Raw genomic sequence first — 21,179 nt, 5'->3', positions numbered from 1 at the left:
AACGGGTTGGCAGCCCATGACCGGGGGAGGCATCCTGCTCGGATGAACGAGCGCCTGCGCTTTGCAATGGCCCAGCTCAACCTCCTCGTCGGGGATGTGGCGGGCAACACCGATGCCGTGATCGCGGCGGCCACCGAGGCGCGGGATCGCCTCGGTGCGCAACTGGTCTTCTTCCCGGAGCTCACGCTCACCGGCTATCCGCCGGATGACCTGCTGTTGCGCCCGGATTTCATCGCGGCCGTGGAACGGGGCCTCGACCGGATCGCCGCGCAGACCCGCGGCATCACGGTGATCGTCGGCGCACCGCGGCTTGAGGCCGGGCACCTGCACAACGCCGCCCTGGTCATCCGGGACGGCGCCGTGGTTGCCCACTACGCCAAGCATGAACTGCCCACCTACGGGGTTTTCGACGATCTGCGCTATTTCACCCCGGGTGATGCGCCCTGCGTGGTGGACGTGGCGGGATGCCGGGTGGGCGTGACCATCTGCGAGGATGCCTGGCATGCCGGGCCGGTGGGTCAGGCCGCCGCCGCCGGTGCCGATCTCATCGTCAACCTCAATGCCTCGCCCTTTGATCAGTACAAGGGCAGTGCCCGGGCCTCAGTCCTGCGCGACCGCATTGCCGAGACTGGCCTGCCGATCCTCTACTGCAACATGGCCGGCGGCCAGGACGAGGTGGTCTACGACGGCGGCTCCTGCGCCTTCGACGGCAACGGCGATCTCATGTCGCGGGCGCCGCATTTCGACACCGGGCTCTACCCAGTGGACGTCGAGTGCATCCACGGACGCTGGACGCCGCTGGAGGGCGCCATCGAGCCGTCGCTCTCCGCCGAGGCGGTGGTCTACGAGGCGCTGGTATGGGGTGTTCGGGACTACGTCGAGAAGAATCATTTCCCCGGCGTGGTGATCGGGCTATCCGGCGGGATCGACTCGGCACTGGTCGCCGCCATTGCGGTTGATGCCCTCGGGTCGGATCGCGTGCACTGTGTGATGATGCCCACGCGCTATACCTCGCAGATGAGCCATACCGATGCCGGGATGATCGCCGAGGCGCTCGGCGTGCGCTACGACACGGTGGCCATCGAGTCGGTGTTCAACGAGTTCCAGTCGGCCCTCTCCCCAGTGTTCGGCGACCGGCCGGCGGATGTCACCGAGGAGAACCTGCAGTCGCGGATTCGCGGCACGCTGCTCATGGCGGTGTCCAACAAGCTGGGTGGGCTGGTGCTCGCCACCGGCAACAAGAGCGAAATGGCCGTGGGCTACGCCACGCTCTACGGCGACATGGTCGGCGGCTTCTCGCCATTGAAGGACATCTTCAAGACCGAGGTCTATCGCTTGGCCCACTACCGCAATGGCCTCGGCGAGGTCATTCCCGAGCGGGTGCTCTCCCGGCCGCCCAGCGCCGAGCTCGCCCCGGACCAGAAAGACACCGACAGTCTGCCCGAGTACGCCGAACTGGATGCCATCCTCGCCGCCTATGTCGAGGAGGATGCCAGCATCGAGGAGATCGTCGACCACGGGCATGATCGGGAGACGGTCGAGCAGGTGGTCCGGCTGCTGCATCGCAATGAATACAAGCGTCGTCAGGCGGCACCGGGGGTGAAGGTCACCACCAAGGCATTCGGCCGTGACCGTCGCTACCCGATCACCTCGGGCTTTGGCCGCCAGCCGGGCTGATACACTGTCGCACTCCTGACTATCGGAGAGATTGCATGAAAAAGATCGAGGCCATCATCAAGCCCTTCAAGCTCGATGACGTGCGCGAGGCCATCGCCGAGGTGGGTATCACCGGTATGACCGTCACCGAGGTCAAGGGATTCGGCCGCCAGAAGGGCCACACCGAGCTCTACCGCGGGGCGGAGTACGTGGTGGACTTCCTGCCCAAGATGCGCGTTGAAGTGGTTGTGCCTGACGAGCTTGTCGACCGCGTGGTCGAGGCCGTGGTGGGTGCCGCCAACACCGGCAAGATCGGCGACGGCAAGGTGTTCGTCAGCCCGGTGGAAGAGGCCATCCGCATCCGCACCGGCGATTCCGGCGAGCAGGCGCTTTAAGCGGCCGGGGCGTCGGCCGCCTTCGGCCGGATCTCCAGGCGGTCGCTACAGCACATTGCTCGGCGGCTCCGGCGCCTCGCGCTGCGGCGCCTCGTCAGGGCGTGGAGCCGGTGGCACATCGATTTCCTCGCCCTCGTAGATGCCAGGCATCTGCGGCACGCCCTCGCCGCCCCGGCTGGGGAGCGTCGCCTTTTCTGCGATCACGCCATCAGCGAGCTCATTCAGACCCAGGTTGCGATAGGCATTCGCCAGCAGATCCATGGCTGGCGCCACCGCCGGGGTGTCGGGGAATTCGTTGATGACCGTGATGGCACGCCCAGCGGCGGCCACCCAGGCATCGCGGTCGGCATAGAATTGCGCCACGCTGAGCTGGAAGCGGGCACCCTCGCCGAACAGTGCATTGAGCCGCTCTCGGGCGCGCTCGACGTATTCGCTGTCGGGATAGTCCTCCACCAGCGTGGCGTAGGCATCGAAGGACTGCCGACGCGGGACCGGATCGCGGAGGGTATTATCGATGCCCACCATGCGCTTGATGGTGTCCTGGTTCTTCTCCTCCAGCGCCAGGCCCTGCATGTACCAGGTGTAGGGTACCGCCCGATGGCGCGGGTTGATGCGGCGGAAGCGCTCGGCGGCGGCGACGGTGGAGGCGACATCGCCGGCGCGGTAGTAGACGTAAATGATATCAAGCTGCGCCTGGGTGGCGTAGATGCCGAACGGGTACTGGGCTTGCAACGACTCCAGGTCCCGGGTGGCTGTCTCCCAGTCGCCACGTGCCATGGCCGAGGCGGCGTCTTCATAGAGCTCGGCCACATCGGCGTTGACCAGCTCGTTGGGCGAGTCATTGTTGCTGGCACAGCCACCGAGCAGGCCGATGGCCAGTAGAATGAGGGCAAAGCGCTTCATGAAACCCGTTTCCGACTATGTGGGCAATACACCTAGTCTAGAGAAAAGCACGGGCAGCGCCCAGCGTCATGAGGGATTCGGGATAGAGCAATGAGCAGCGAAATGAACAATGAGCCGGATGACAAGCGGGTGGATGAGACGGCGGTGGTGCCCGAGGCCGCTGCCGGGCGGCGGCTCGATGCGGTCATTGCCGAGCTCTTCCCGGCGTTCTCCCGCTCGCGACTGCAGCGCTGGCTGAAGGACGGCGCGCTGACCGTCGACGGCGGTTCGCCACGGGGTCGCACGCCGGTGCGGGGCGGCGAGCAAGTCGTGATTCGTGCCGAACTGCCGGAAGAGGGGCCGGTGGCCGCCGAGCCCATCGCGCTGGATATCGTCTTTGAGGACGAGGCGCTGCTGGTGGTCAACAAGCCCGCGGGACTGGTCGTGCATCCCGGCGCCGGCAACGCGGACGGGACGCTGCAGAATGCACTGCTGCACCATGACCCGCGCCTGCACGCCGTGCCGCGGGCGGGCATCGTCCACCGGCTGGATCGCGAGACCACCGGGTTGATGGTGGTGGCGAAGACGCTGGAGGCCCATGCCCACCTGGTCGAGCAGCTCCAGGCCCGTACCGTCGGGCGGGAATACCTCGCGGTGGTGGTGGGGACGTTCACCGCCGGTGGTCAGGTGGATGCGCCCATCGGCCGGCATCCGCGGGATCGGCTGCGTATGGCGGTGCGCGAGGACGGCAAGCCGGCGGTCACCCACTACCGGGTGGAGGAGCGCTTTCCCGCCCACACCCTCCTGCGATGCCGGCTGGAGAGCGGCCGGACGCATCAGATCCGGGTGCATATGGCCTACATTCGGCATCCGCTTGTCGGCGACCCCCTGTACGGCGGGCGGCTGGCGGTGCCGTCGGGGGCGGCGTCGGTGGCGGTGGATGGCGATACCCACACGCTCGCCGATGTGCTGCGCGGCTTCCACCGACAGGCCCTGCATGCGGAGACGCTCACGTTGACTCACCCGGTGAGCGGCGAGACGCTGAGCTGGTCGGCCGCGCCGCCGGCGGATTTCGAGCGGTTGCGGACCGCGCTACGAGCCCACCGGAACGCCGTGACGGAGGCGGAGGCCGACGACGGCCGCTGGCGGCCGTGAGCCATTGATGCCCCGCCCGGTGAACGCCATCGAGATCCTCCACCCGGACTGGGACCTTCCCGTCCGCGCGGGCTTTACCACCCGTGCCGGCGGGATGAGTCCATCGCCATACGACTCACTCAATCTGGCGTTGCATGTAGCGGACGACCCGGCGCGGGCGCACGAGAACCGTCGACGCCTCGTGGCGCAGGCCGGGCTGCCCGAGCAACCCCGCTGGGTCGCCCAGGTGCACGGGACCCGAGTGGTTCATGCCGGTGAGGTCGAGTGCGATGTGACCGAGGCCGACGCGGTGTGGACCGATCAGCCGGGGCAGGTCTGCGCGGTGCTGGTGGCCGACTGCCTGCCGATCCTGCTGGCCGATCGCGCCGGTGGCTGCGTGGCCGCGGTGCATGCCGGCTGGCGGGGGCTCGCCGCCGGGATCCTGCAGCAGGCCGTGGCGACGCTGCCAGTGGCGGCCTCGGATCTCGCGGCCTGCATTGGCCCCTGCATCGGGCCCGAGGCCTATGAGGTCGGCCCCGACGTCATCGACTCGATCATGCGCAGCGACATCCAGCCCGTCTGTCACCCGTCGAGCCGTGACAGCACCCGCTTCCAACTGGACCTCGCGGCAACGGCCCGCGACGTTCTCGCGCTCGCGGGTGTCGCCGACATCCGCCGGGTCGGTCACTGCACCCACAGCGATCCCGCCCGCTTTTTCTCGTACCGCCGCGATGGCATCACGGGGCGTATGGCGGGCTACATCACCAACCGCTAGCCATTGCAAATCGGCCAGCGATCCCCATATCTCCCGGTAAGCGTATTCACCGATTACCGAAGGAGTCTGTCCCATGCGAATGGACAAACTGACCACCAAGTTCCAGATGGCGCTGGCCGAGGCCCAGTCGCTGGCCGTGGGCCGCGACAACCAGATGATCGAGCCCGAGCACCTCATGCTCGCCATGCTCGACCAGGAGGGCGGCGGTGTACGCCACCTCCTCCAGCAGGCCGGCGTCAACGTCAATATGCTGCGCTCACAGCTCGGCGAGGCGGTGGACCGTCTACCCACCGTCTCCGGCACCGGCGGCGAGGTGCATGTCAGCAACGACCTCAATCGCCTGCTCAACCTCACCGACAAGCTCTCGCAGAAGCGGGGCGACAGCTACATCTCCAGCGAGCTGTTCCTGCTGGCCGCGGTGGATGATGGCAAGACGCGGGTGGGCGAGGCCCTGAAGCATGCCGACGCCAACAAGGAGGCGCTGGAGAAGGCCATCGAGACCACCCGCGGCGGCGAGAACATCGACGACCCCAATGTCGAGGACCAGCGCCAGGCGCTCGAGAAGTACACCATCGACCTCACCGAGCGGGCCGAGCAGGGCAAGCTTGATCCGGTGATCGGCCGCGACGAGGAGATCCGCCGCACCATCCAGGTGCTCCAGCGCCGCACCAAGAACAATCCGGTGCTGATCGGCGAGCCCGGCGTGGGCAAGACCGCCATCGTCGAGGGCCTGGCGCTGCGCATCGTCAACCAGGAGGTGCCCGAGGCGCTCAAGCAAAAGCGCGTGCTCTCGCTCGACATGGGCGCGATGGTCGCCGGTGCGAAGTACCGCGGCGAGTTCGAGGAGCGCATGAAGGCGGTGCTGAAGGATCTGGCCAAGCAGGAAGGCGAGATCATTCTGTTCATCGACGAAATCCACACCATCGTCGGTGCCGGCAAGGCCGAGGGCTCGATGGACGCGGGCAATATGCTCAAGCCGGCGCTCGCACGCGGCGAGCTGCACTGCATTGGCGCCACCACGCTGGATGAATACCGCACCAACATCGAAAAGGATGCCGCCCTCGAGCGCCGCTTCCAGAAGGTGCTGGTGGACGAGCCGAGCGTGGAAGACACGGTGGCCATCCTGCGCGGGCTCAAGGAGCGCTACGAGGTGCACCACGGCGTGGAGATCACCGACCCGGCGATCGTCAGTGCGGCGACGCTCTCGCAGCGCTACATCACCGATCGCAAGCTGCCGGACAAGGCCATCGATCTGATCGACGAGGCCGCCAGTCGCATCCGCATCGAGATCGACTCCAAGCCCGAGGCCATGGATCGGCTCGAGCGCCGGCTCATCCAGCTCAAGATCGAGCGCGAGGCACTCAACAAGGAATCCGACGAGGCCTCGAAAAAGCGGCTCGCCACGCTGGAGGACGAGATTGGCGAGATCGAGCGCGAATACAACGAGATGGAGTCGGTCTGGAACGCCGAGAAGTCGGCGGTGGAGGGCACGACAGGGCTCAAGGAGGCGCTGGAGCAGGCCCGTCAGGAGCTCGATACCGCGCGCCGTGCCGGCGACCTCACCCGCATGTCGGAGCTGCAGTACGGCCGCATCCCGGAGCTCGAGCAGAAGCTCGAGGCCGCGACGCAGGCCGAACACAGCCAGGAGATGCAGTTGCTGCGCAACTCAGTGACCGACGAAGAGGTGGCCGAGGTGGTCTCGAAGTGGACCGGGATTCCGGTCTCGAAGATGCTCGAGGGCGAGCGCGACAAGCTGCTGCGCATGGAAGAGGCGCTGGGCGATCGCGTCATCGGCCAGGCCGAGGCGGTCCAGGCGGTCTCCGATGCCATCCGCCGCTCCCGTGCGGGGCTCTCCGATCCCAACCGGCCTAACGGCTCGTTCCTGTTTCTGGGCCCGACCGGTGTCGGCAAGACCGAGCTCTGCAAGGCGCTCGCGACCTTCCTCTTCGACACCGAGGAGGCGATGGTGCGCATCGATATGTCGGAGTTCATGGAAAAGCACTCCGTGGCCCGACTGATTGGCGCGCCTCCGGGGTATGTCGGCTATGAGGAGGGCGGCTACCTGACCGAGGCCGTGCGGCGTAAGCCCTACTCGGTGCTGCTGCTCGACGAGGTCGAAAAGGCCCATGCCGATGTCTTCAACATCCTGCTGCAGGTGCTGGATGACGGTCGGCTCACCGACAGCCACGGGCGCACGGTGGACTTCCGTAACACGGTGATCGTCATGACCTCGAACCTCGGCTCGCATCTGATCCAGGAGCATGCCGGCGAGGCGCAGTACGACGAGATGAAGCGCGAGGTGATGGGCGTGGTCTCGCAGCACTTCCGCCCGGAGTTCATCAACCGCGTCGACGATGTGGTGGTGTTCCACCCGCTCGAGCGTGACCAGATCCGGCGGATCACCGAGATCCAGGTGCGCTATCTCTCGGAGCGGCTGCGCGAGCGCGACATGGCGCTGGAGCTCACGGATGCGGCGCTGGATGTCATCGGCGAGGCCGGCTTCGATCCGATTTACGGAGCGCGTCCTCTGAAGCGCGTCCTCCAGCAGCGGGTGGAGAACGTGCTCGCCCAGCGGATCCTCGCCGGTGATTTCACCGCCGGTGACCGCATTCGGGTGGATGCCGTGGGCAGCGGCGAGGCGAGCGAGCTCCGCTTCGAGCGCATCAGCGAACCGGCGGTGGCCTAGCGCCATCGCCGGCGACCGCGGGCCTCCCTGGCTGATCGTGCTGTTCAGGATGCGTTGACTTCCGATGCAATGTTTCTCAAACTATGTGAAACATTGGCGAGGGCAGATCATGAGAGCATCAGTACGTGATTTACGTCTCCGGGCCGGTGAACTACTGGCCGCGGTCGAGCGCGGTGATACGGTCGAAGTGACCTACAGGGGGCGTCCCTGCGCCCGGTTGGTTGGAGTTGCCGAGTCATCCAGTCACTCATCGGAAGTGCGGGAGGGTGGCGACGCCGCTGGCGCCTATGCGGCGCAGGCTAAAGGCGCCGCCGCCCGCGATCCGGCCGTGGATGTCCATGCCAACCCTGCCTTTGGCATGTGGGCCGATCGCACGGAACAGTCCGTGGACGCCCTCATCGATGAGTTGCGTGCGCCCAGGGATTTCGGGGGAGCATCCTGACCGTGCTCGTCGACACGGATGTTGTGGTCTGGAGCCTGCGTGGTCTTCCGAGGGCAGAGCGGCGGCTCCAATCGCTGGATGGATTCGCGCTGTCAGCAATCAGCTATATGGAACTGGTCCAGGGGATGCGGGACGCGCGCGAGCTGGCGGCGCTGCGGCGTGCGCTTCGGTTCTGGTCGGCCGATGTGGTGGCAGTCAGCCCGGAAATCTCCTCACGGGGCATGTTTCTGCTCGAGCAGCATGCCCTGGGAGACGGTCTGCGGCTTGCTGATGCGCTGATCGCGGCAACGGCCATGGTCCAGGGCGATACCCTGCTCACCGCCAACCGCAAGCACTACGCGCCGCTCCGCGGGCTTGATGTCGAGGTGTTCCAGCCCGCGGCCTAACCGTTAACCCAGCGAATAACGGTGTCCAGCGCGCGGGTGGGCAGGCAGCGTTTCAGCGCCTTGAATACATGGGTCGGCACGGTCACGTGATACCGCGGCTTCGGATCCATTGACTCCACCGCCAGGATCAGCTTGCGGGCAACCGCCTCGGGGCCGAGGGTGAAGGGTGGCTCACCATCGCCCTCAAGTCGGTCGATCACCGCCTGATAGGTGTCGCGATGCACGCTGGCGGCAACGCGCTCGCGCCAGTCGGTGTTGGCGTGCTCGAGGTTGGCCGACGCCTGTATGCCGGTCGCGGTAGCGGGCCCGCCGACCCCCACCCAGCGCTTGAACCTCTCCCAGCCATTGGCCCGAAAGCGGCTGGTCACCGGGCCGGTCTGGATGAGGATCGCCTCGATGCCGGTGCCACGTAGCTCCTGACGCAGGGTGTCGGTCAGGCCCTCCAGCGCATATTTGCTGGCGTTATAGGCGCCACGCCAGGGCAGCGCGATAAACCCGAGCACTGAGCTGTGTTGCACGATCCGCCCCCAGCCCTGCGCGCGCATCGCCGGCAGTACCGCGCGGGTCATGGCATGGACGCCGAAGACGTTGGTCTCGAACTGCTCACGCAGCGCCTCGCGGGGCAGATCCTCGAGCGCCCCGGGCTGGCCGAAGCCGGCGTTGTTGAACAGCGCATCGATCCGGCCACGGGTGCGCTCGAGCAGGGTACCCACGGCCCGTTGGATGCTGGCATCGTCGTTGACGTCCATCACCAGCGCATCATTCAGGCCGTCGCGGACCAGTGCCTCGACATCGGCCGGGTTGCGGGCCGTGGCGAACACGCGCCAGCCGCGTTTCTGCAGGGCAAAGGCGCAGTGCCGGCCGATGCCGGTCGAGCAGCCGGTGATGAGCATCACGGGGGGATTGGGTTTTGCCATGATCAGCGGTTTCCGGGGCTCAGGGGTTTATGTCATGGGCGGGAGTGAGCGAAGGGCGAAGGGGCGGAGTGCGGTTCCGGTCGCCAAGGGGTTGCTACCCTCCGGCTGCGCGGACTGAACACGAATGAACCACATGATCGTGTGTAAAAAGCGTGTTCAATAGGCCAGAAACACCTTGTAAGCGGCCCGCTTCCGGCCCCGATAATGATCATCGCCATCGCGTTTCGCTAACCTGCGGTTCCCGTCAGCGCCAGATCATTATTCGTCAGCGCCTCGCCGCCATCCGCCGTCACCCGCACGGTGTTGCTCATGCCGATGCCCCACTCCCCCGGGATGCGCAGCATCAGTGGCAGATGGAAGACCATGTTCTCGGCGAACTCGCGCTCGACGCCGCGGGCGATGTAGCCCGAGGCCTCCACCCACGAGGGCGGGAACTGAATACCGACCGTGTAGCCGTAGACGCCGGAGAAAAACGCCCGCTCGGCCATCGGCGCCAGGGCCCCATCGGCGGCGGCCGCTGCCGCGTCCATGGTGACGCCGGGGCGCATATGCGCCAGCAGCGCCTCGTAGATGTCCCGGATCACGCCCGCCGTGCGGCGCATTTCATCGCTCGGCGTGCCGGCCACGCGAGTGCGCATCATCGGCGCCGTATAGCGGTGCCACGCCGCGCCGAATTCAAGAAACACCGGCTCGCCCTCGGCCACTGTGTGGCGCTGGTGATTGCAGTGGATCACGCTCGAGCGCCAGCCGGCGGTGACAATGGGCTGCAGGCTCATGAACTCGCCTCCGGCGGCGAGCATGGCCGCCGAGCCCGTGGCCGCGAGCTGCTGGTCGGTCACGCCGGGTGCGATCAGGCTCTCGGCCGCGGCAATGCCCGCCTCCGTAATCCGCGCGCTCTCCCGCAGCAGGCCGATCTCGGGCTCGCTTTTGACGATTTTCACCGCATCGACCAGGCCGGAGGCATCGGTGAGCATGACCTCAGGCAGAGCCGCGGCCAGGCCATCGCGAAACCCGCAGCGCAGTGCCGGTCCCCAGTTGTCGGTGCCGATCCGTGACACGCTGCCGCCGACGCCCGCCGAGGCGCCGACATCGCCGGGCCAGATTGGCGCGACATCATGGCCGGCCGGGCCGGATCCGACCAGTCCCAGATCACGAATCATCCCGGCCATCTGATCGACGGCACCGTTGGCCGCCTCCCAGCGATAGCCGAAGACCTCATCCACCCGTGCGGTGGTCACCGCAGGGCCGGTCTCGATGGACGGGACCTGCAGAACGGCACGGCCCTGAGGTCTGTCCTCCGCGGCCTCCGGAGCGGTCAGCAGAAGCGCCGTGTGGACGGAGACCTCAAAGGTGTTGTAGCCGGTGAGATAGCAGATGTCCGCCGCATCGGTGACCAGCAGCGCCGCCAGGCCGGCCTCGGCCATGGCATCGGCAACGCCCTGGCGCCGTCGCGCATACTCGGCATCGTCGAAGGGTAGCTCGAGCCGACCAACCCGTTCGGCCAGCACATCGCGGTAGCGGTTGAAATCCATTGCCCATCCCCCGTTTCTGAGCGGCGCGCAGCCCATTCGACGCGACCGTTGGATACCCCGTCCTTATAGCAGATACGCGGCCAGCGTCATCACGACAAGCCTCATTGGTCTCATGCGAGCAGCACCGCCACCAGCCCCGTGATGAACACGCCATCGAACGTGCCCGCGCCGCCAATGGAGGCCAGCGGGGAGCCCAGCCCGCGCACGTCCTTGAGGCGCAGGACATCGGCGCCGACCAGTACCCCCAGCGTGCCGCAGATATAGGCGAGCGGGGCGCTGTTCTCCGGCGCCAGGGTGACGGCGATCACGGCCGCGGCGATGGGGGCAATGAGAATCGGCATGCCCACGCCCAGGCCGGGAATCGGTCGGCTGAAGGCGTAGCAGATCGCCGACTGAATGGCGATCGCCGCCGCCACGATGCCCATGGACAGGGGGTTGTGGTTGAGCAGGTAGATGGAAAAGCCGATGGGGATGAGGCCGCCGCCCACATTCATCGCGATGACCACCTTGTTGGGATCGAGGCTGCGATGCAGTGCCGCCATCCAGCGCATCCGCTGCTGCCACTGCGGATCAGGCTCCCGTGTGGCATCCACCTTGAACAGCGGCAGGTTGATCGAGCTGCCCAGCAGCGAGGTCACCAGCAGGAGCATGGCCGACCCGTGCGAGAGTCCCAGCTTGTCGAAGGCCACCGTGACCACGCCGATCTGGATGAACACGAACAGCAGGGCGAACAGAAAGATGGCGGCAATGATCTGGAACGGCAAACGACGATCCTCCTGCTCTGGGCCATGGGCCGGCCTCGGGCACCCGACGCCGGCTGAAAGGCGCTATCATAACTTGCAATTGGGGCGATCTGTCCCCAGAACGCTTGCATTGCCGGTAACGGCCTACTGGATGAGGACATAGAGCATGCCGATCTACGAGTATGTGTGCGATGACTGCGGCCACGAGCTCGAGGCGCTGCAGGGCATCAGTGACGAGGTACTGACCGACTGCCCCGCGTGCCATCATGCCGCGCTTCGCCGCAAGATCTCCGCCGCGGCCTTCCGCCTGAAGGGGAGTGGCTGGTACGAGACCGACTTCAAGAAGGACAACCGCCGTAACGTGGCCGGCGACGGCGGCGCGGAGGGGAAGTCCGAAGGCAAGTCGGACAGCAAGTCGGACGGGAGGTCCGGGGGCAAAGACGGCGGCGGATCCGCCAAGTCCGGAGAGACCAAGGCTGGCGACGGCAAGTCCGGCAAGTCCGGCAAGAAGGCCGCCGGCGGGGATTGACCGGGCTTATGTCGACCGCACCGCATAATGCGCGGCGGGCTCGTGGACTGTCCCGGCGAACGGATTGACCGCATCATGGGCATAGATCCCCGGCCCCGGCCCGCTTGCCTGCCAACCCCCCACCGCTTACCATTTCCGCTTTTGCGAAAGGCGGTTACCGATCCATGCGCACCCACTATTGCGGCGATGTCACCGAAGCCCTGCTCGATCAGGAAGTGGAGATCTGCGGCTGGGTGCACCGGCGGCGGGATCATGGGGGTGTCATCTTCATCGACCTGCGCGACCGCGAGGGGCTGCTCCAGGTGGTCTTCGACCCCGATCGTGAGGCCGCCTTCGCCACCGCCGACCGGGTGCGCCCGGAGTGGGTGGTGAAAATCCGCGGCAAGGTGCGCAACCGGCCCGAGGGGACCGTCAACCCCAACCTCAACTCCGGCCAGGTCGAGGTGCTCGGTCACGATATCGAGGTGCTCAATCAGGCGAAGACGCCGCCCTTCCAGCTCGACGAGGACGATGTCGGCGAGGATGTGCGACTGCGCTATCGCTACGTCGACCTGCGCCGCCCGGAGATGCAGCAGCACCTGATCACGCGGGCGAAGGTCACCGGCTTCATGCACCGCTTCCTCGACGCCCATGGCTTTCTCGACGTCGAAACGCCCATGCTCACCCGCGCGACGCCGGAAGGCGCCCGCGACTTCCTCGTGCCAAGCCGTCTGCATGCCGGCAGTTTCTACGCGCTGCCGCAGTCGCCGCAGCTCTTCAAGCAGTTGCTGATGATGTCCGGGCTGGATCGCTACTACCAGATCGTGCGCTGCTTCCGCGACGAGGATCTGCGTGCCGACCGTCAGCCGGAGTTCACCCAGCTCGACGTCGAGACCTCGTTCATGGACGAGGACCAGATCACCACGCTCATGGAGAAAATGGTCCGCGAGCTCATGGACGAAGTGGCCGGCGTGGCCCTGCCGGATCCCTTCCCGCGCATGACCTATGCCGAGGCCGTCGAGCGCTATGGCATCGACCGGCCGGATCTGCGCATCCCCATGGAGCTGGTGACGGTGAGCGACCTGCTGGCCGACGTCGAGTTCAAGGTGTTCGCCGGGCCGGCGGCCGACCCGCGTGGCCGCGTCGCGGCGCTGCGGGTACCGGGGGGCGCGGCGCTCACCCGCAAGCAGATCGATGAGTATACCGATTTCGTCGGCCGCTACGGTGCCAGGGGCCTGGCCTACATCAAGGTCAACGACCCCGCCGAGGGCGTCGATGGGCTGCAGTCGCCGATCCTCAAGTTCCTGCCCGAATCGGCGGTCAACGACATCCTCGCGCGCACCGGGGCCGAGGCCGGGGATCTCATCTTCTTCGGAGCGGACAAGGCCAAGGTGGTCAACGAGTCGCTGGCGGCGCTGCGGGTGCGCGTCGGTCATGACCTCGGGCTGGTCGAGGGCGAGTGGCGGCCACTCTGGGTGGTCGACTTCCCGATGTTCGAATACGACGAGGGCGATGGGCGGTACTATGCGCTGCACCACCCCTTCACCGCGCCCCGGGCCGAGGACGTGGACGAGGTCAACGCGGCCGATCCGGAAGCGCTGATTTCACGGGCCTACGACCTGGTGCTGAACGGCACCGAGCTGGGGGGCGGGTCGATCCGTATCCATCGGCCCGACATGCAGTCCGCCGTCTTCGAGCGCCTTGGCATTGGCGCCGAGGAGGCCCGCGAGAAGTTCGGCTTCCTGCTCGATGCCCTGGAGTACGGCGCCCCGCCGCATGGCGGCATCGCCTTTGGGCTTGATCGCATCGTGATGATGATGGCGGGGGCCAGCTCGATCCGCGACGTCATGGCCTTCCCCAAGACCCAGACCGGCGCCTGCCTGCTCACCGAGGCGCCCGCCGAGGTGGAGGAGTCGGCGTTGCGCGACCTGCACATCCGCGTGCGCAAGCCGCAGAAGGGCTAGTCGCCGAGGGGCGGCGGGTCGCTTAGCTGCAGGCGCGCGCCGGCCCGGATGCCGAGGCGCTCGGCCTCGCCCGCGGCCAATTCCAGGGCGGCGGCGATCTCCGCGTCAATTCCATAGCCACTGCGGTCGGGCTCCATGCGCTCGACGGCGATCACCGTGCCGTCGGTGGCCACGTAGGCCATGTCCAGCGCAATGCGTACGTTGCGCATGTGCCAGCCCACCCGCCGGGGCGTCGGGAATTCAAACCAGATGGGATGATCACGGACCACCCGGGCCGGCAGATGTTGCATGCCTTGGGCGCGCTCATCGGCTTCGTCGGCAACCCGCACCGTCAGCCATCGGGTGGGCGGTGTCTCTGAGGCCGTCAGCCCCCCCGAGCCCGCCGCCGGCGGAATGATCTCCAGCTCCGCGGTGGTCATCGAGAGCCAGGGCTCGGGCAGTGTATCGGTGTCGCTGGCATCAGTGCGCCAGGTGTGGCTGAGCAGTGCGAGCCCCAGGGCGAAGAGGACGATGAGGGCCGGTCGCAGCAGACGGGTAGGGATCGCGGGCAAGTCGGGACCTCCGGGTTCGGGATCTCGGCGATGACATTCTCGCCATACGGTATCACGGACGACGCCGGTGTCCGTTTCGCCCCGCCCTTGACCCGGTGGGGCCAGCGCCTAGAGTGGACCCTGATTCATCAGTCGATCGTCTGCAAGGAGACCCGATGCCCGCCTGGCTGCTGCTCGTCGCTGCCATCACCATGGAGGTGATCGGCACCACTGCGCTCAAGCTCTCCGATGGATTCTCGCGCCTGGTCCCCAGCATGGTGACCGTGACGGGGTATCTCGTGGCATTCATCGCGCTCGGCTTTGTGCTCAAGCGCATGGAAGTCGGAGTGGCTTATGCGGTGTGGGCGGGGCTCGGCACGGCACTCGTCGCGCTCGTGGGTGTCTTTTTCTTTGGTGAGACGATGAATTGGGTCAAGGCCGCCAGCCTGGCGCTGATCGTGATCGGACTTGTGGGGCTTAATCTGGCGGGGTAATGACCTGGCGCAATCCAGCGGTCACGGGATTGCCGTAGCGTTTGGGCTCGGGTAGACGATGTGTTAGTTTGTAATCATTGCAAACTAGCTAAGGGACATGGATAGAAAGGAGGTCGATATGGCCACTCCCGCAATTAATATCGGTATCGAGGAAGGCGCCCGGGCGGAGATCGCCGGTGGTGTCAGTCGTGTGCTGGCGGACAGCTATTCGCTGTACCTGAAGACGCATAATTTCCACTGGAACGTGACCGGGCCGATGTTCAACTCCCTACACACGATGTTCGAGGAGCAGTACACCGAGCTGGCCACCGCGGTGGATGAGATCGCGGAGCGCATCCGTGCGCTGGGCGAGCCCGCCCCGGGCAGCTATAGCGAGTATCAGAAGCTGACCTCCATCCCGGAGGAGACCGGCAACCCGGACGCTCAGGAAATGCTGCGTCAGCTCGTGAGCGATCATGAGACCGTTGCCCGCACCGCACGGGAGACGTTCGCACTGGCCGACGATGCGCATGACGAGCCAACCGCCGATCTGCTCACCCAGCGCATGCAGGTCCACGAGAAGACCGCGTGGATGCTGCGCAGCATGCTGGAGTGATCATACGGCGCGAGTAGCCGTCACGGCCGGGGGTAGATCGCTCTGCCTCCGGTTTTTTTTGGAAGGTGTGCCGTGATCCCGTCGCTGGCATCGTGAACACGAACACTACACATTCTTCAGTCACACGCCTGACACACATCGTCAGAGTGGTTCCGTGGCGCTTCTATATTCCGCCGAACACGAAATCGATGGCGCGCATGATCTGCGGCGTCCTGACGAGAAACGGCGCGTCGCTATCGTCGATATCGATGAACGGCCATGACCCATCTGCCGGGTCGATGCTGACATTGATCCGCTTTTTCTGCTGCGGCATGCGTGGCTTGCCCGTCCCAAGAACCATCGATCCCTCCGAGGGTGGATACCAGTCGTGTGTAATACGCGTGTGCGCCGCGCTCGGTCTTTGCCAGAGGGGCTTCTGCCCCGCGGCAGGGCTAAGCCGACCGACGGCGTTTCACACCGCACCCCTGGGGCAACGCCATCCTTTATGCCTTTCCGGCATTTCGATATCACCGCATATTCCAGACGCATTCCCGCAAACACGTTAGAGTTGCGATTATTCAGTGCCACGACGCTCAAATGCGGACGCGATCAACCAGGAGCGAGATCTGCCCATGAAACTCGAGACCAAGGCCATTCACAGCGGCTATTCGCCGGATCCCACCACCAAGGCGGTGGCGGTGCCGATCTACCAGACCACCTCCTATGCCTTCGATGACACGCAGCACGGGGCGGATCTGTTCGACCTGAAGGTCGAGGGAAATATCTACAGCCGCATCATGAACCCCACCAACGCCGCGCTGGAGCAGCGCGTGGCCGAGATGGAAGGGGGCATTGCGGGGCTCGCCCTGGCCTCGGGCATGGCGGCGATCACCTACGCCATCCAGTGCATCACCCGGGTGGGCGATAACATCGTCACCACCAGCCAGCTCTACGGCGGCACCTACAACCTCTTCGCCCACGCCCTCCCCAACATGGGCATTGAGGTGCGCTTTGGCAGCGGCGACGACCCGGCGGCCATCGAGGCGCTCATTGACGAGAACACCAAGGCCGTCTACGCCGAGACCGTGGGCAACCCCAACGGCAACGTCGTCGACATCGAGGCCTTCGCGGCCATCGCCCACCGCCACGGCGTGCCGCTCATTGTCGATAACACCGTGCCCACGCCGGTGCTCTGGCGGCCCATCGAGCACGGTGCTGACATCGTCATCCACTCGCTGACCAAGGCCATGGGCGGTCATGGCACCACCGTCGGCGGCGTCATCGTCGACTCCGGCAACTTCCCTTGGGCGAAGCATGCCGAGAAGTATCCGATGCTCACCGAGCCCGACCCGTCCTACCACGGCGTGGTCTACACCGACGCGCTGGGGCCGGCGGCCTACATCGGGCGCTGCCGCGTGGCACCGCTGCGCAACATGGGCGCGGCGCTCTCGCCGATGAATGCCTTCCTGCTCATGCAGGGCATTGAGACCGTTCCGCTGCGAATGGCGCGCCACGGCGAAAATGCCCTGGCGGTGGCCGAGCACCTCAAGGCCCATCCCGGCGTGACCTGGGTGAAGTATGCCGGCCTCAGCGACAGCCCCTATTATTCGCTGGTGCAGAAGTACATGGGCGGCAACGCCGGCGGCATCCTCAGCTTCGGCATCAAGGGCGGCGAAGAGGCCGGAGCGAAGTTCATCGACGCGCTCGGGCTCATCACCCGGCTGGTGAATATCGGCGATGCCAAGTCGCTGGCCTGCCATCCGGCCACCACCACCCACCGCCAGCTCAATGACGAGGAGCTCGCCAGCGCCGGCGTGAGCCGTGACATGGTCCGCCTCTCGGTGGGGATCGAGCACATCGACGACATCCTCGCCGATATCGACCAGGCGCTGGCCGCGGCGGGTTGAACGCCGCAGGGGAGGCGAGCGCCCCGAGTATGAACATCGCGCCCACCGACCTCGCACTGTATGCCGGCGCACTGCTGATCCTCTTCCTCACGCCCGGTCCGGTGTGGCTGGCACTGCTCGCCCGGACTCTGGCGGGCGGCTTCGCCGGCGCCTGGCCGCTCGCCCTGGGCGTGCTGGTGGGTGATCTGCTCTGGCCACTGGCGGCGATCTACGGGCTCGCCTGGATCGTCTCGGTGTACGGCGAATTCATGGTGGTGCTGCGCTGGGTGGCGGCGGGTATCTTCCTGGTCATGGGCCTGCAGCTCCTGCGCCATGCCGACCGGGCCATCACCGCGGATGGACGGCTCACCCGACCGGGGCTATGGCCCGGCTTTCTCGCCGGACTGGCTGCGATTCTCGGCAATCCCAAGGCGATCCTCTTCTACCTCGGCGTGCTGCCCGGCTTCTTTGATCTCTCCGCGATCACCAACGTCGATATCTTTGCCATCGTCGCGGTGTCGATGCTGGTGCCCTTCTTCGGCAACCTGATCTTCGCGGCGGGCATCGACCGGCTGCGTCTGCTGCTGAACTCGCCCGAGGCCCTGCGCCGTGCCAATCAGATCGCCGGGGGGCTGCTGATGCTCGTGGGTGCCGTCATCGCCCTTGGCTGAGGCGTCAGTCGACGAGTTGAATGGGCAGGCCGAGCTGGTAGCCGATACCGCGTACCGAGCGGATCAGATTCACGCCATCCGGGAGCAGACCGGCGGCCTTGCCGCGGAGGCGGCTGATGCTGTTCTCCAGTGACCGGCGGGTGGCGCTGCGATCGGGGAATTTCTCCTCGAGCAGATCCATCAGCTCGCCGCTGTCGAGCGTGGCATCCGGGGCGAGCGCGAGGGCGCGGAGGATGAAGGTCTCGGCCGGCGTCAATTCCACGGCCGGCTGATCGGGGGCGCGCAGCATCCCCTGCAGGCAGTCGAGCGAGAGATCATGGGTGTTGCGCTCGCCGAGCACGCGCCGGCTCAGGCTCGCCACCGCCGCCGTCAGCTCCAGCGGGTCGGCGGGCTTGGTGAGATAGATATCGGCCCCCGCCCCGTAGCCCTTGACCCGGTCCTCGGTGCGCGAGCGGGCGGTGAGCATGATGATGCCGATGCCCGGATGGGTCTCGCGCAGTTGCTGGGCGATCTCATAGCCACTCACCCCGGGCAGATTGAGATCGAGGATGAGCATGCGCACGGGATGGAGCCGCAGCACATCCAGCAGTCCGTCGAGGTTGAGCGCCTGGTGGACCTGATAGCCCGCCTCCTCGAAGAGGTAGGCGAGTTCCTCGCGCAGCGTGGCGTCGTCTTCGACAATGGCGAGTTCCCGGCGCATTCAGTCATCCTCCACACGAAATTCGAAATGGATGCGCTCGGCCTCGATCCGCGGGACGAGCGTGCCCTCCAGCAGCTCGGCGATCCGACGCGATAGCGCGAGCCCCAGCCCTGAGCCCCCCAGCCGGCGGGCATGGGCGTGGCGGTAGTAGCGCTCGAAGAGCTGCTCCGGGTCCGGGACCATGTCGGGCTCGATCCGGTTGGAGACCCGAACGCCCCAGGGCGAGGTGAGGATCACGACGTCAATCGGGCTGCCGGGCGGCGAGTACTTCGCGGCGTTGTCGAGCAGGTTGCCGAGCAGGGTCTCCAGCAATTGCGCGTCGGTCAGCACGACCGGCCGTTCGCCTCCGGTGACGCGGACCCGATCGAGCAGGCCGTAGCGCTCGATGAGCTCGTGGATGAGGCGGTGGAGATTGACCGAGCCCCGCTCCGGGGTGATGCCCGTCTCTTCGATGCGGTTATGCAGGTCGCAGCGTTCGATGACGGCATCAATGGTGCGGATGCCGCGGTCGATGTTCACCAGTCGGCGCTGGACCGTAGGGCCGGCCGTGCTTGCCTGGCCCTGCAGGGCGCGGCTCGCGAGCTTGATGGTGGCGAGCGGGTTGCGGATCTCATGGGTGAGCATGTCGAGGAGCAGGCGCTTTTCCTCCCGCGCGGCGGTCTCGGCGGCAAGCTGCGCCTCGCTGCGGGCGAGCTCCTGCTCGGCGGCGGCGAGCTGCTGGTCGCTCGCGCGGTTGCGCAGCAGCACCGTGCCCATGGCGAGCAGCGGGATGGCCAGATCCAGTACCCGGGAGATGACCACCGGCAGGTCTGACTGGCCGCTGTAGCTCACCAGCAGGACGATGGCGATGATCTGGAGCAAATCATAGATGATGAGCGAGCCCACCAGCGCCTGCTTGAAAAGCCGGATCCGGGTCGGCGCGCACAGGCCGGCGACGGTGTGCAGTATCGGCACCGCCAGGATCAGCAGGAGGCTCAGCAGCCGCGCCGCCACCAGCCACTCCAGCAGGTAGAACAGACTCGCCACGCCGGCGACGGCATAGCTGATCCGGCAGCCGAGCCGATACCAGGGCCGGTCGTAATGGGGCTGAATCAGCGCCTGGTAGAGCCAACCCCAGGTGGCCATGCGCAGCATGATCAGCATCATGAATGCCGTCATCGCGAGCTGCCCCGGCAGGGCCGGGAGGAGGGTGGGCAGTACGCCGCTGCCTAGAGCGACCTGGATGAGGATGACGGTGATGAGCACAAACAGCCGATTGCTGACCGGGCCGGGTCGCAGAATGACGGACACGAGGGCCAGACCGGCCAGTGCCGCGATCATGCCCAGATGCAGACCGATGGAGAGGACGGCCGGCGCCGGGCTGAGGCTTGCATCGCCAAGCGAATCCACCCGAATCGCGAGATGCGCGAACCCCGGCGCCTCCAGCCGGAGCAGGAAGGAGTTCTCGCCGGGGGCGAGCGTTAATGGGAAGACATGACCGGCGATCGCCGCACTGGATGCGCCACCCCCGGCAAAGGCGCCGCCGCCACCGACCCGGGTCAGTCGGTGATCGGTCGGTGCCTCGCCGGCGGCGATCGCCGGCCGGAAGAGCTCGATGGACGCCAGGTAATAGGGGCCGATGAAAAGACGGGCATCCTGCGGGCCGGATGTCGGGTTGGTGATCGTCAGCCGCATGCGCTGCGGGGCGTTATCAAGGCGCTGTCCCTGATCGGCGGGGCGCTGGCGGAGGTTGCATTGCTCGAGGGCGCTCGCCGTATCCGGTGTCACGCCGGGTGGGCAGTAACGGAGTTGATGGGGCAGTGGCTCGCCTTGCGCGGCGTTCGCTGTAACGCCGCCCAGCACGAGAGATGCCACCAGCCAGAGCAACGCCACCAGCAGTCCCCGGCACCATCCCGCTCGCCGCATTGTCTCCGCACCCATGCCCGCTCCCGGTTCTTGCCCCTGAACCGTATTGTCACCGCGTCGCCCGGCTTAAGCGAACGCCCACGCGCCACGACGCTTCCGTTATACGGCCTGCGCCGTGCGGAAACTCTCAGTGGCTCTCGGGTTTTGGCTCAGCGCTGCTCGTGCTATGTTATAGAAAATTTCCATAACATGGTGTTTTTCGATGGGTAGCGTCAACTACAGTGTCCCCGATGACGTGAAGGATGCATTCAATAAAACCTTTAAAGGTAGAAACAAGAGCGCTGTGATCTCGGATCTGATGCGTGAGGCCGTGGAGCGCGAGCGGCGCCGCCAGAGGCATTGCGCCGCAGTGGACCGGATCGTTGCGAGACGGGAACATGCGCACAGTGTCAAAGAGGC

At 66.3% G+C, this 21,179-nt stretch carries 21 protein-coding genes; 13 read left to right on the top strand and 8 right to left on the bottom strand.

Annotated features, from left to right (window positions below):
* The first annotated feature begins 42 nt into the window (after window positions 1-42).
* Together V6X30_RS06550 and V6X30_RS06545 are read left to right on the top strand one after the other, a co-directional pair.
* Entirely contained in the window at window positions 43-1,677 is a 1,635-nt protein-coding gene (locus V6X30_RS06550; RefSeq protein WP_367983818.1) for an NAD+ synthase, read from the top strand.
* A gap of 35 nt (window positions 1,678-1,712) precedes the next feature.
* Complete coding sequence (locus V6X30_RS06545; RefSeq protein WP_367967177.1) at window positions 1,713-2,051, top strand: P-II family nitrogen regulator; 339 nt, start codon at window positions 1,713-1,715, stop codon at window positions 2,049-2,051.
* A 45-nt stretch (window positions 2,052-2,096) separates the two neighbouring features.
* Here V6X30_RS06545 and V6X30_RS06540 read toward each other — a convergent pair whose 3' ends face one another.
* On the bottom strand, window positions 2,097-2,954 hold the full coding sequence (locus V6X30_RS06540; protein WP_367983817.1) for an outer membrane protein assembly factor BamD: 858 nt from the start codon (window positions 2,952-2,954) through the stop codon (window positions 2,097-2,099).
* 90 nt (window positions 2,955-3,044) lie between these two features.
* On the opposite strand from V6X30_RS06540, the gene rluD reads away from it, so the two are divergent.
* The 5 genes from rluD to V6X30_RS06515 all read left to right on the top strand — a co-directional run bounded on the left by rluD (window position 3,045) and on the right by V6X30_RS06515 (window position 8,356).
* Window positions 3,045-4,088, top strand: a complete 1,044-nt coding sequence (rluD, locus tag V6X30_RS06535; RefSeq protein WP_367983816.1) for a 23S rRNA pseudouridine(1911/1915/1917) synthase RluD — start codon at window positions 3,045-3,047, stop codon at window positions 4,086-4,088.
* A gap of 7 nt (window positions 4,089-4,095) precedes the next feature.
* Window positions 4,096-4,842 (top strand): peptidoglycan editing factor PgeF, encoded by a 747-nt coding sequence (pgeF, locus tag V6X30_RS06530; protein ID WP_367983815.1) that lies wholly within the window; start codon window positions 4,096-4,098, stop codon window positions 4,840-4,842.
* Window positions 4,843-4,915: 73 nt separating this feature from the next.
* Window positions 4,916-7,528 (top strand): ATP-dependent chaperone ClpB, encoded by a 2,613-nt coding sequence (gene clpB / locus V6X30_RS06525; RefSeq protein WP_367983814.1) that lies wholly within the window; start codon window positions 4,916-4,918, stop codon window positions 7,526-7,528.
* A gap of 109 nt (window positions 7,529-7,637) precedes the next feature.
* The gene (locus V6X30_RS06520; protein WP_367983813.1) at window positions 7,638-7,970 is read left to right on the top strand and encodes a type II toxin-antitoxin system Phd/YefM family antitoxin; all 333 of its coding nucleotides are present in this window, start codon (window positions 7,638-7,640) and stop codon (window positions 7,968-7,970) included.
* Between the two features lie 2 nt (window positions 7,971-7,972).
* Window positions 7,973-8,356 (top strand): type II toxin-antitoxin system VapC family toxin, encoded by a 384-nt coding sequence (locus tag V6X30_RS06515; RefSeq protein WP_367983812.1) that lies wholly within the window; start codon window positions 7,973-7,975, stop codon window positions 8,354-8,356.
* On the opposite strand, the gene V6X30_RS06510 is transcribed toward V6X30_RS06515, so the two are convergent.
* The 3 genes from V6X30_RS06510 to V6X30_RS06500 form a co-directional block, all read right to left on the bottom strand.
* Complete coding sequence (locus V6X30_RS06510; protein WP_367983811.1) at window positions 8,353-9,273, bottom strand: SDR family NAD(P)-dependent oxidoreductase; 921 nt, start codon at window positions 9,271-9,273, stop codon at window positions 8,353-8,355. The two genes, V6X30_RS06515 and V6X30_RS06510, sit on opposite strands and share 4 nt — an antisense overlap.
* 227 nt (window positions 9,274-9,500) lie before the next feature.
* Entirely contained in the window at window positions 9,501-10,805 is a 1,305-nt protein-coding gene (locus V6X30_RS06505; protein WP_367983810.1) for a M24 family metallopeptidase, read from the bottom strand.
* Between the two features lie 110 nt (window positions 10,806-10,915).
* A complete protein-coding gene (locus V6X30_RS06500) occupies window positions 10,916-11,569 on the bottom strand; it encodes a DUF1614 domain-containing protein (protein ID WP_367983809.1) in 654 nt (217 codons plus the stop codon).
* A gap of 145 nt (window positions 11,570-11,714) precedes the next feature.
* Here V6X30_RS06500 and V6X30_RS06495 point away from each other — a divergent pair, with 145 nt between their 5' ends.
* Together V6X30_RS06495 and aspS are read left to right on the top strand one after the other, a co-directional pair.
* Window positions 11,715-12,077 (top strand): FmdB family zinc ribbon protein, encoded by a 363-nt coding sequence (locus V6X30_RS06495; protein WP_367983808.1) that lies wholly within the window; start codon window positions 11,715-11,717, stop codon window positions 12,075-12,077.
* Between the two features lie 164 nt (window positions 12,078-12,241).
* Window positions 12,242-14,020: an aspartate--tRNA ligase gene (gene aspS / locus V6X30_RS06490; RefSeq protein WP_367983807.1), complete on the top strand. Its 1,779-nt coding sequence runs from the start codon at window positions 12,242-12,244 to the stop codon at window positions 14,018-14,020.
* Here the strand turns inward: aspS and V6X30_RS06485 are convergent.
* The gene (locus V6X30_RS06485) at window positions 14,017-14,571 is read right to left on the bottom strand and encodes a DUF192 domain-containing protein (protein ID WP_367983806.1); all 555 of its coding nucleotides are present in this window, start codon (window positions 14,569-14,571) and stop codon (window positions 14,017-14,019) included. The genes aspS and V6X30_RS06485 overlap by 4 nt on opposite strands.
* 155 nt (window positions 14,572-14,726) lie before the next feature.
* On the opposite strand from V6X30_RS06485, the gene V6X30_RS06480 reads away from it, so the two are divergent.
* Complete coding sequence (locus V6X30_RS06480) at window positions 14,727-15,044, top strand: DMT family transporter (protein ID WP_367983805.1); 318 nt, start codon at window positions 14,727-14,729, stop codon at window positions 15,042-15,044.
* Between the two features lie 118 nt (window positions 15,045-15,162).
* A complete protein-coding gene (locus V6X30_RS06475) occupies window positions 15,163-15,639 on the top strand; it encodes a Dps family protein (RefSeq protein WP_367983804.1) in 477 nt (158 codons plus the stop codon).
* A gap of 163 nt (window positions 15,640-15,802) precedes the next feature.
* Here the strand turns inward: V6X30_RS06475 and V6X30_RS06470 are convergent, their stop codons facing one another.
* Window positions 15,803-15,979, bottom strand: coding sequence for a hypothetical protein (locus V6X30_RS06470; protein ID WP_367983803.1), 177 nt, complete (start codon window positions 15,977-15,979; stop codon window positions 15,803-15,805).
* Between the two features lie 271 nt (window positions 15,980-16,250).
* On the opposite strand from V6X30_RS06470, the gene V6X30_RS06465 reads away from it, so the two are divergent.
* Together V6X30_RS06465 and V6X30_RS06460 are read left to right on the top strand one after the other, a co-directional pair.
* Window positions 16,251-17,525, top strand: coding sequence for an O-acetylhomoserine aminocarboxypropyltransferase/cysteine synthase family protein (locus V6X30_RS06465; RefSeq protein ID WP_367978120.1), 1,275 nt, complete (start codon window positions 16,251-16,253; stop codon window positions 17,523-17,525).
* A 29-nt stretch (window positions 17,526-17,554) separates the two neighbouring features.
* Complete coding sequence (locus V6X30_RS06460) at window positions 17,555-18,175, top strand: LysE family translocator (protein WP_367983802.1); 621 nt, start codon at window positions 17,555-17,557, stop codon at window positions 18,173-18,175.
* Window positions 18,176-18,179: 4 nt separating this feature from the next.
* Here V6X30_RS06460 and V6X30_RS06455 read toward each other — a convergent pair whose 3' ends face one another.
* Together V6X30_RS06455 and V6X30_RS06450 are read right to left on the bottom strand one after the other, a co-directional pair.
* Window positions 18,180-18,875 carry a response regulator transcription factor gene (locus tag V6X30_RS06455; RefSeq protein WP_367983801.1) on the bottom strand — a complete coding sequence of 232 codons (696 nt, stop codon included), beginning with the start codon at window positions 18,873-18,875 and terminating at the stop codon, window positions 18,180-18,182.
* Window positions 18,876-20,795 carry a sensor histidine kinase gene (locus tag V6X30_RS06450; RefSeq protein ID WP_367983800.1) on the bottom strand — a complete coding sequence of 640 codons (1,920 nt, stop codon included), beginning with the start codon at window positions 20,793-20,795 and terminating at the stop codon, window positions 18,876-18,878. It abuts the gene before it with no gap.
* Window positions 20,796-21,179: the final 384 nt, after the last annotated feature.

Source organism: Spiribacter sp. 1M189 (assembly GCF_040838345.1).
Lineage (GTDB): Bacteria > Pseudomonadota > Gammaproteobacteria > Nitrococcales > Nitrococcaceae > Spiribacter > Spiribacter insolitus.
The sequence above is the reverse complement of the archived record's forward strand: the minus strand, read 5'-3'. Positions and strand labels throughout refer to the sequence as shown.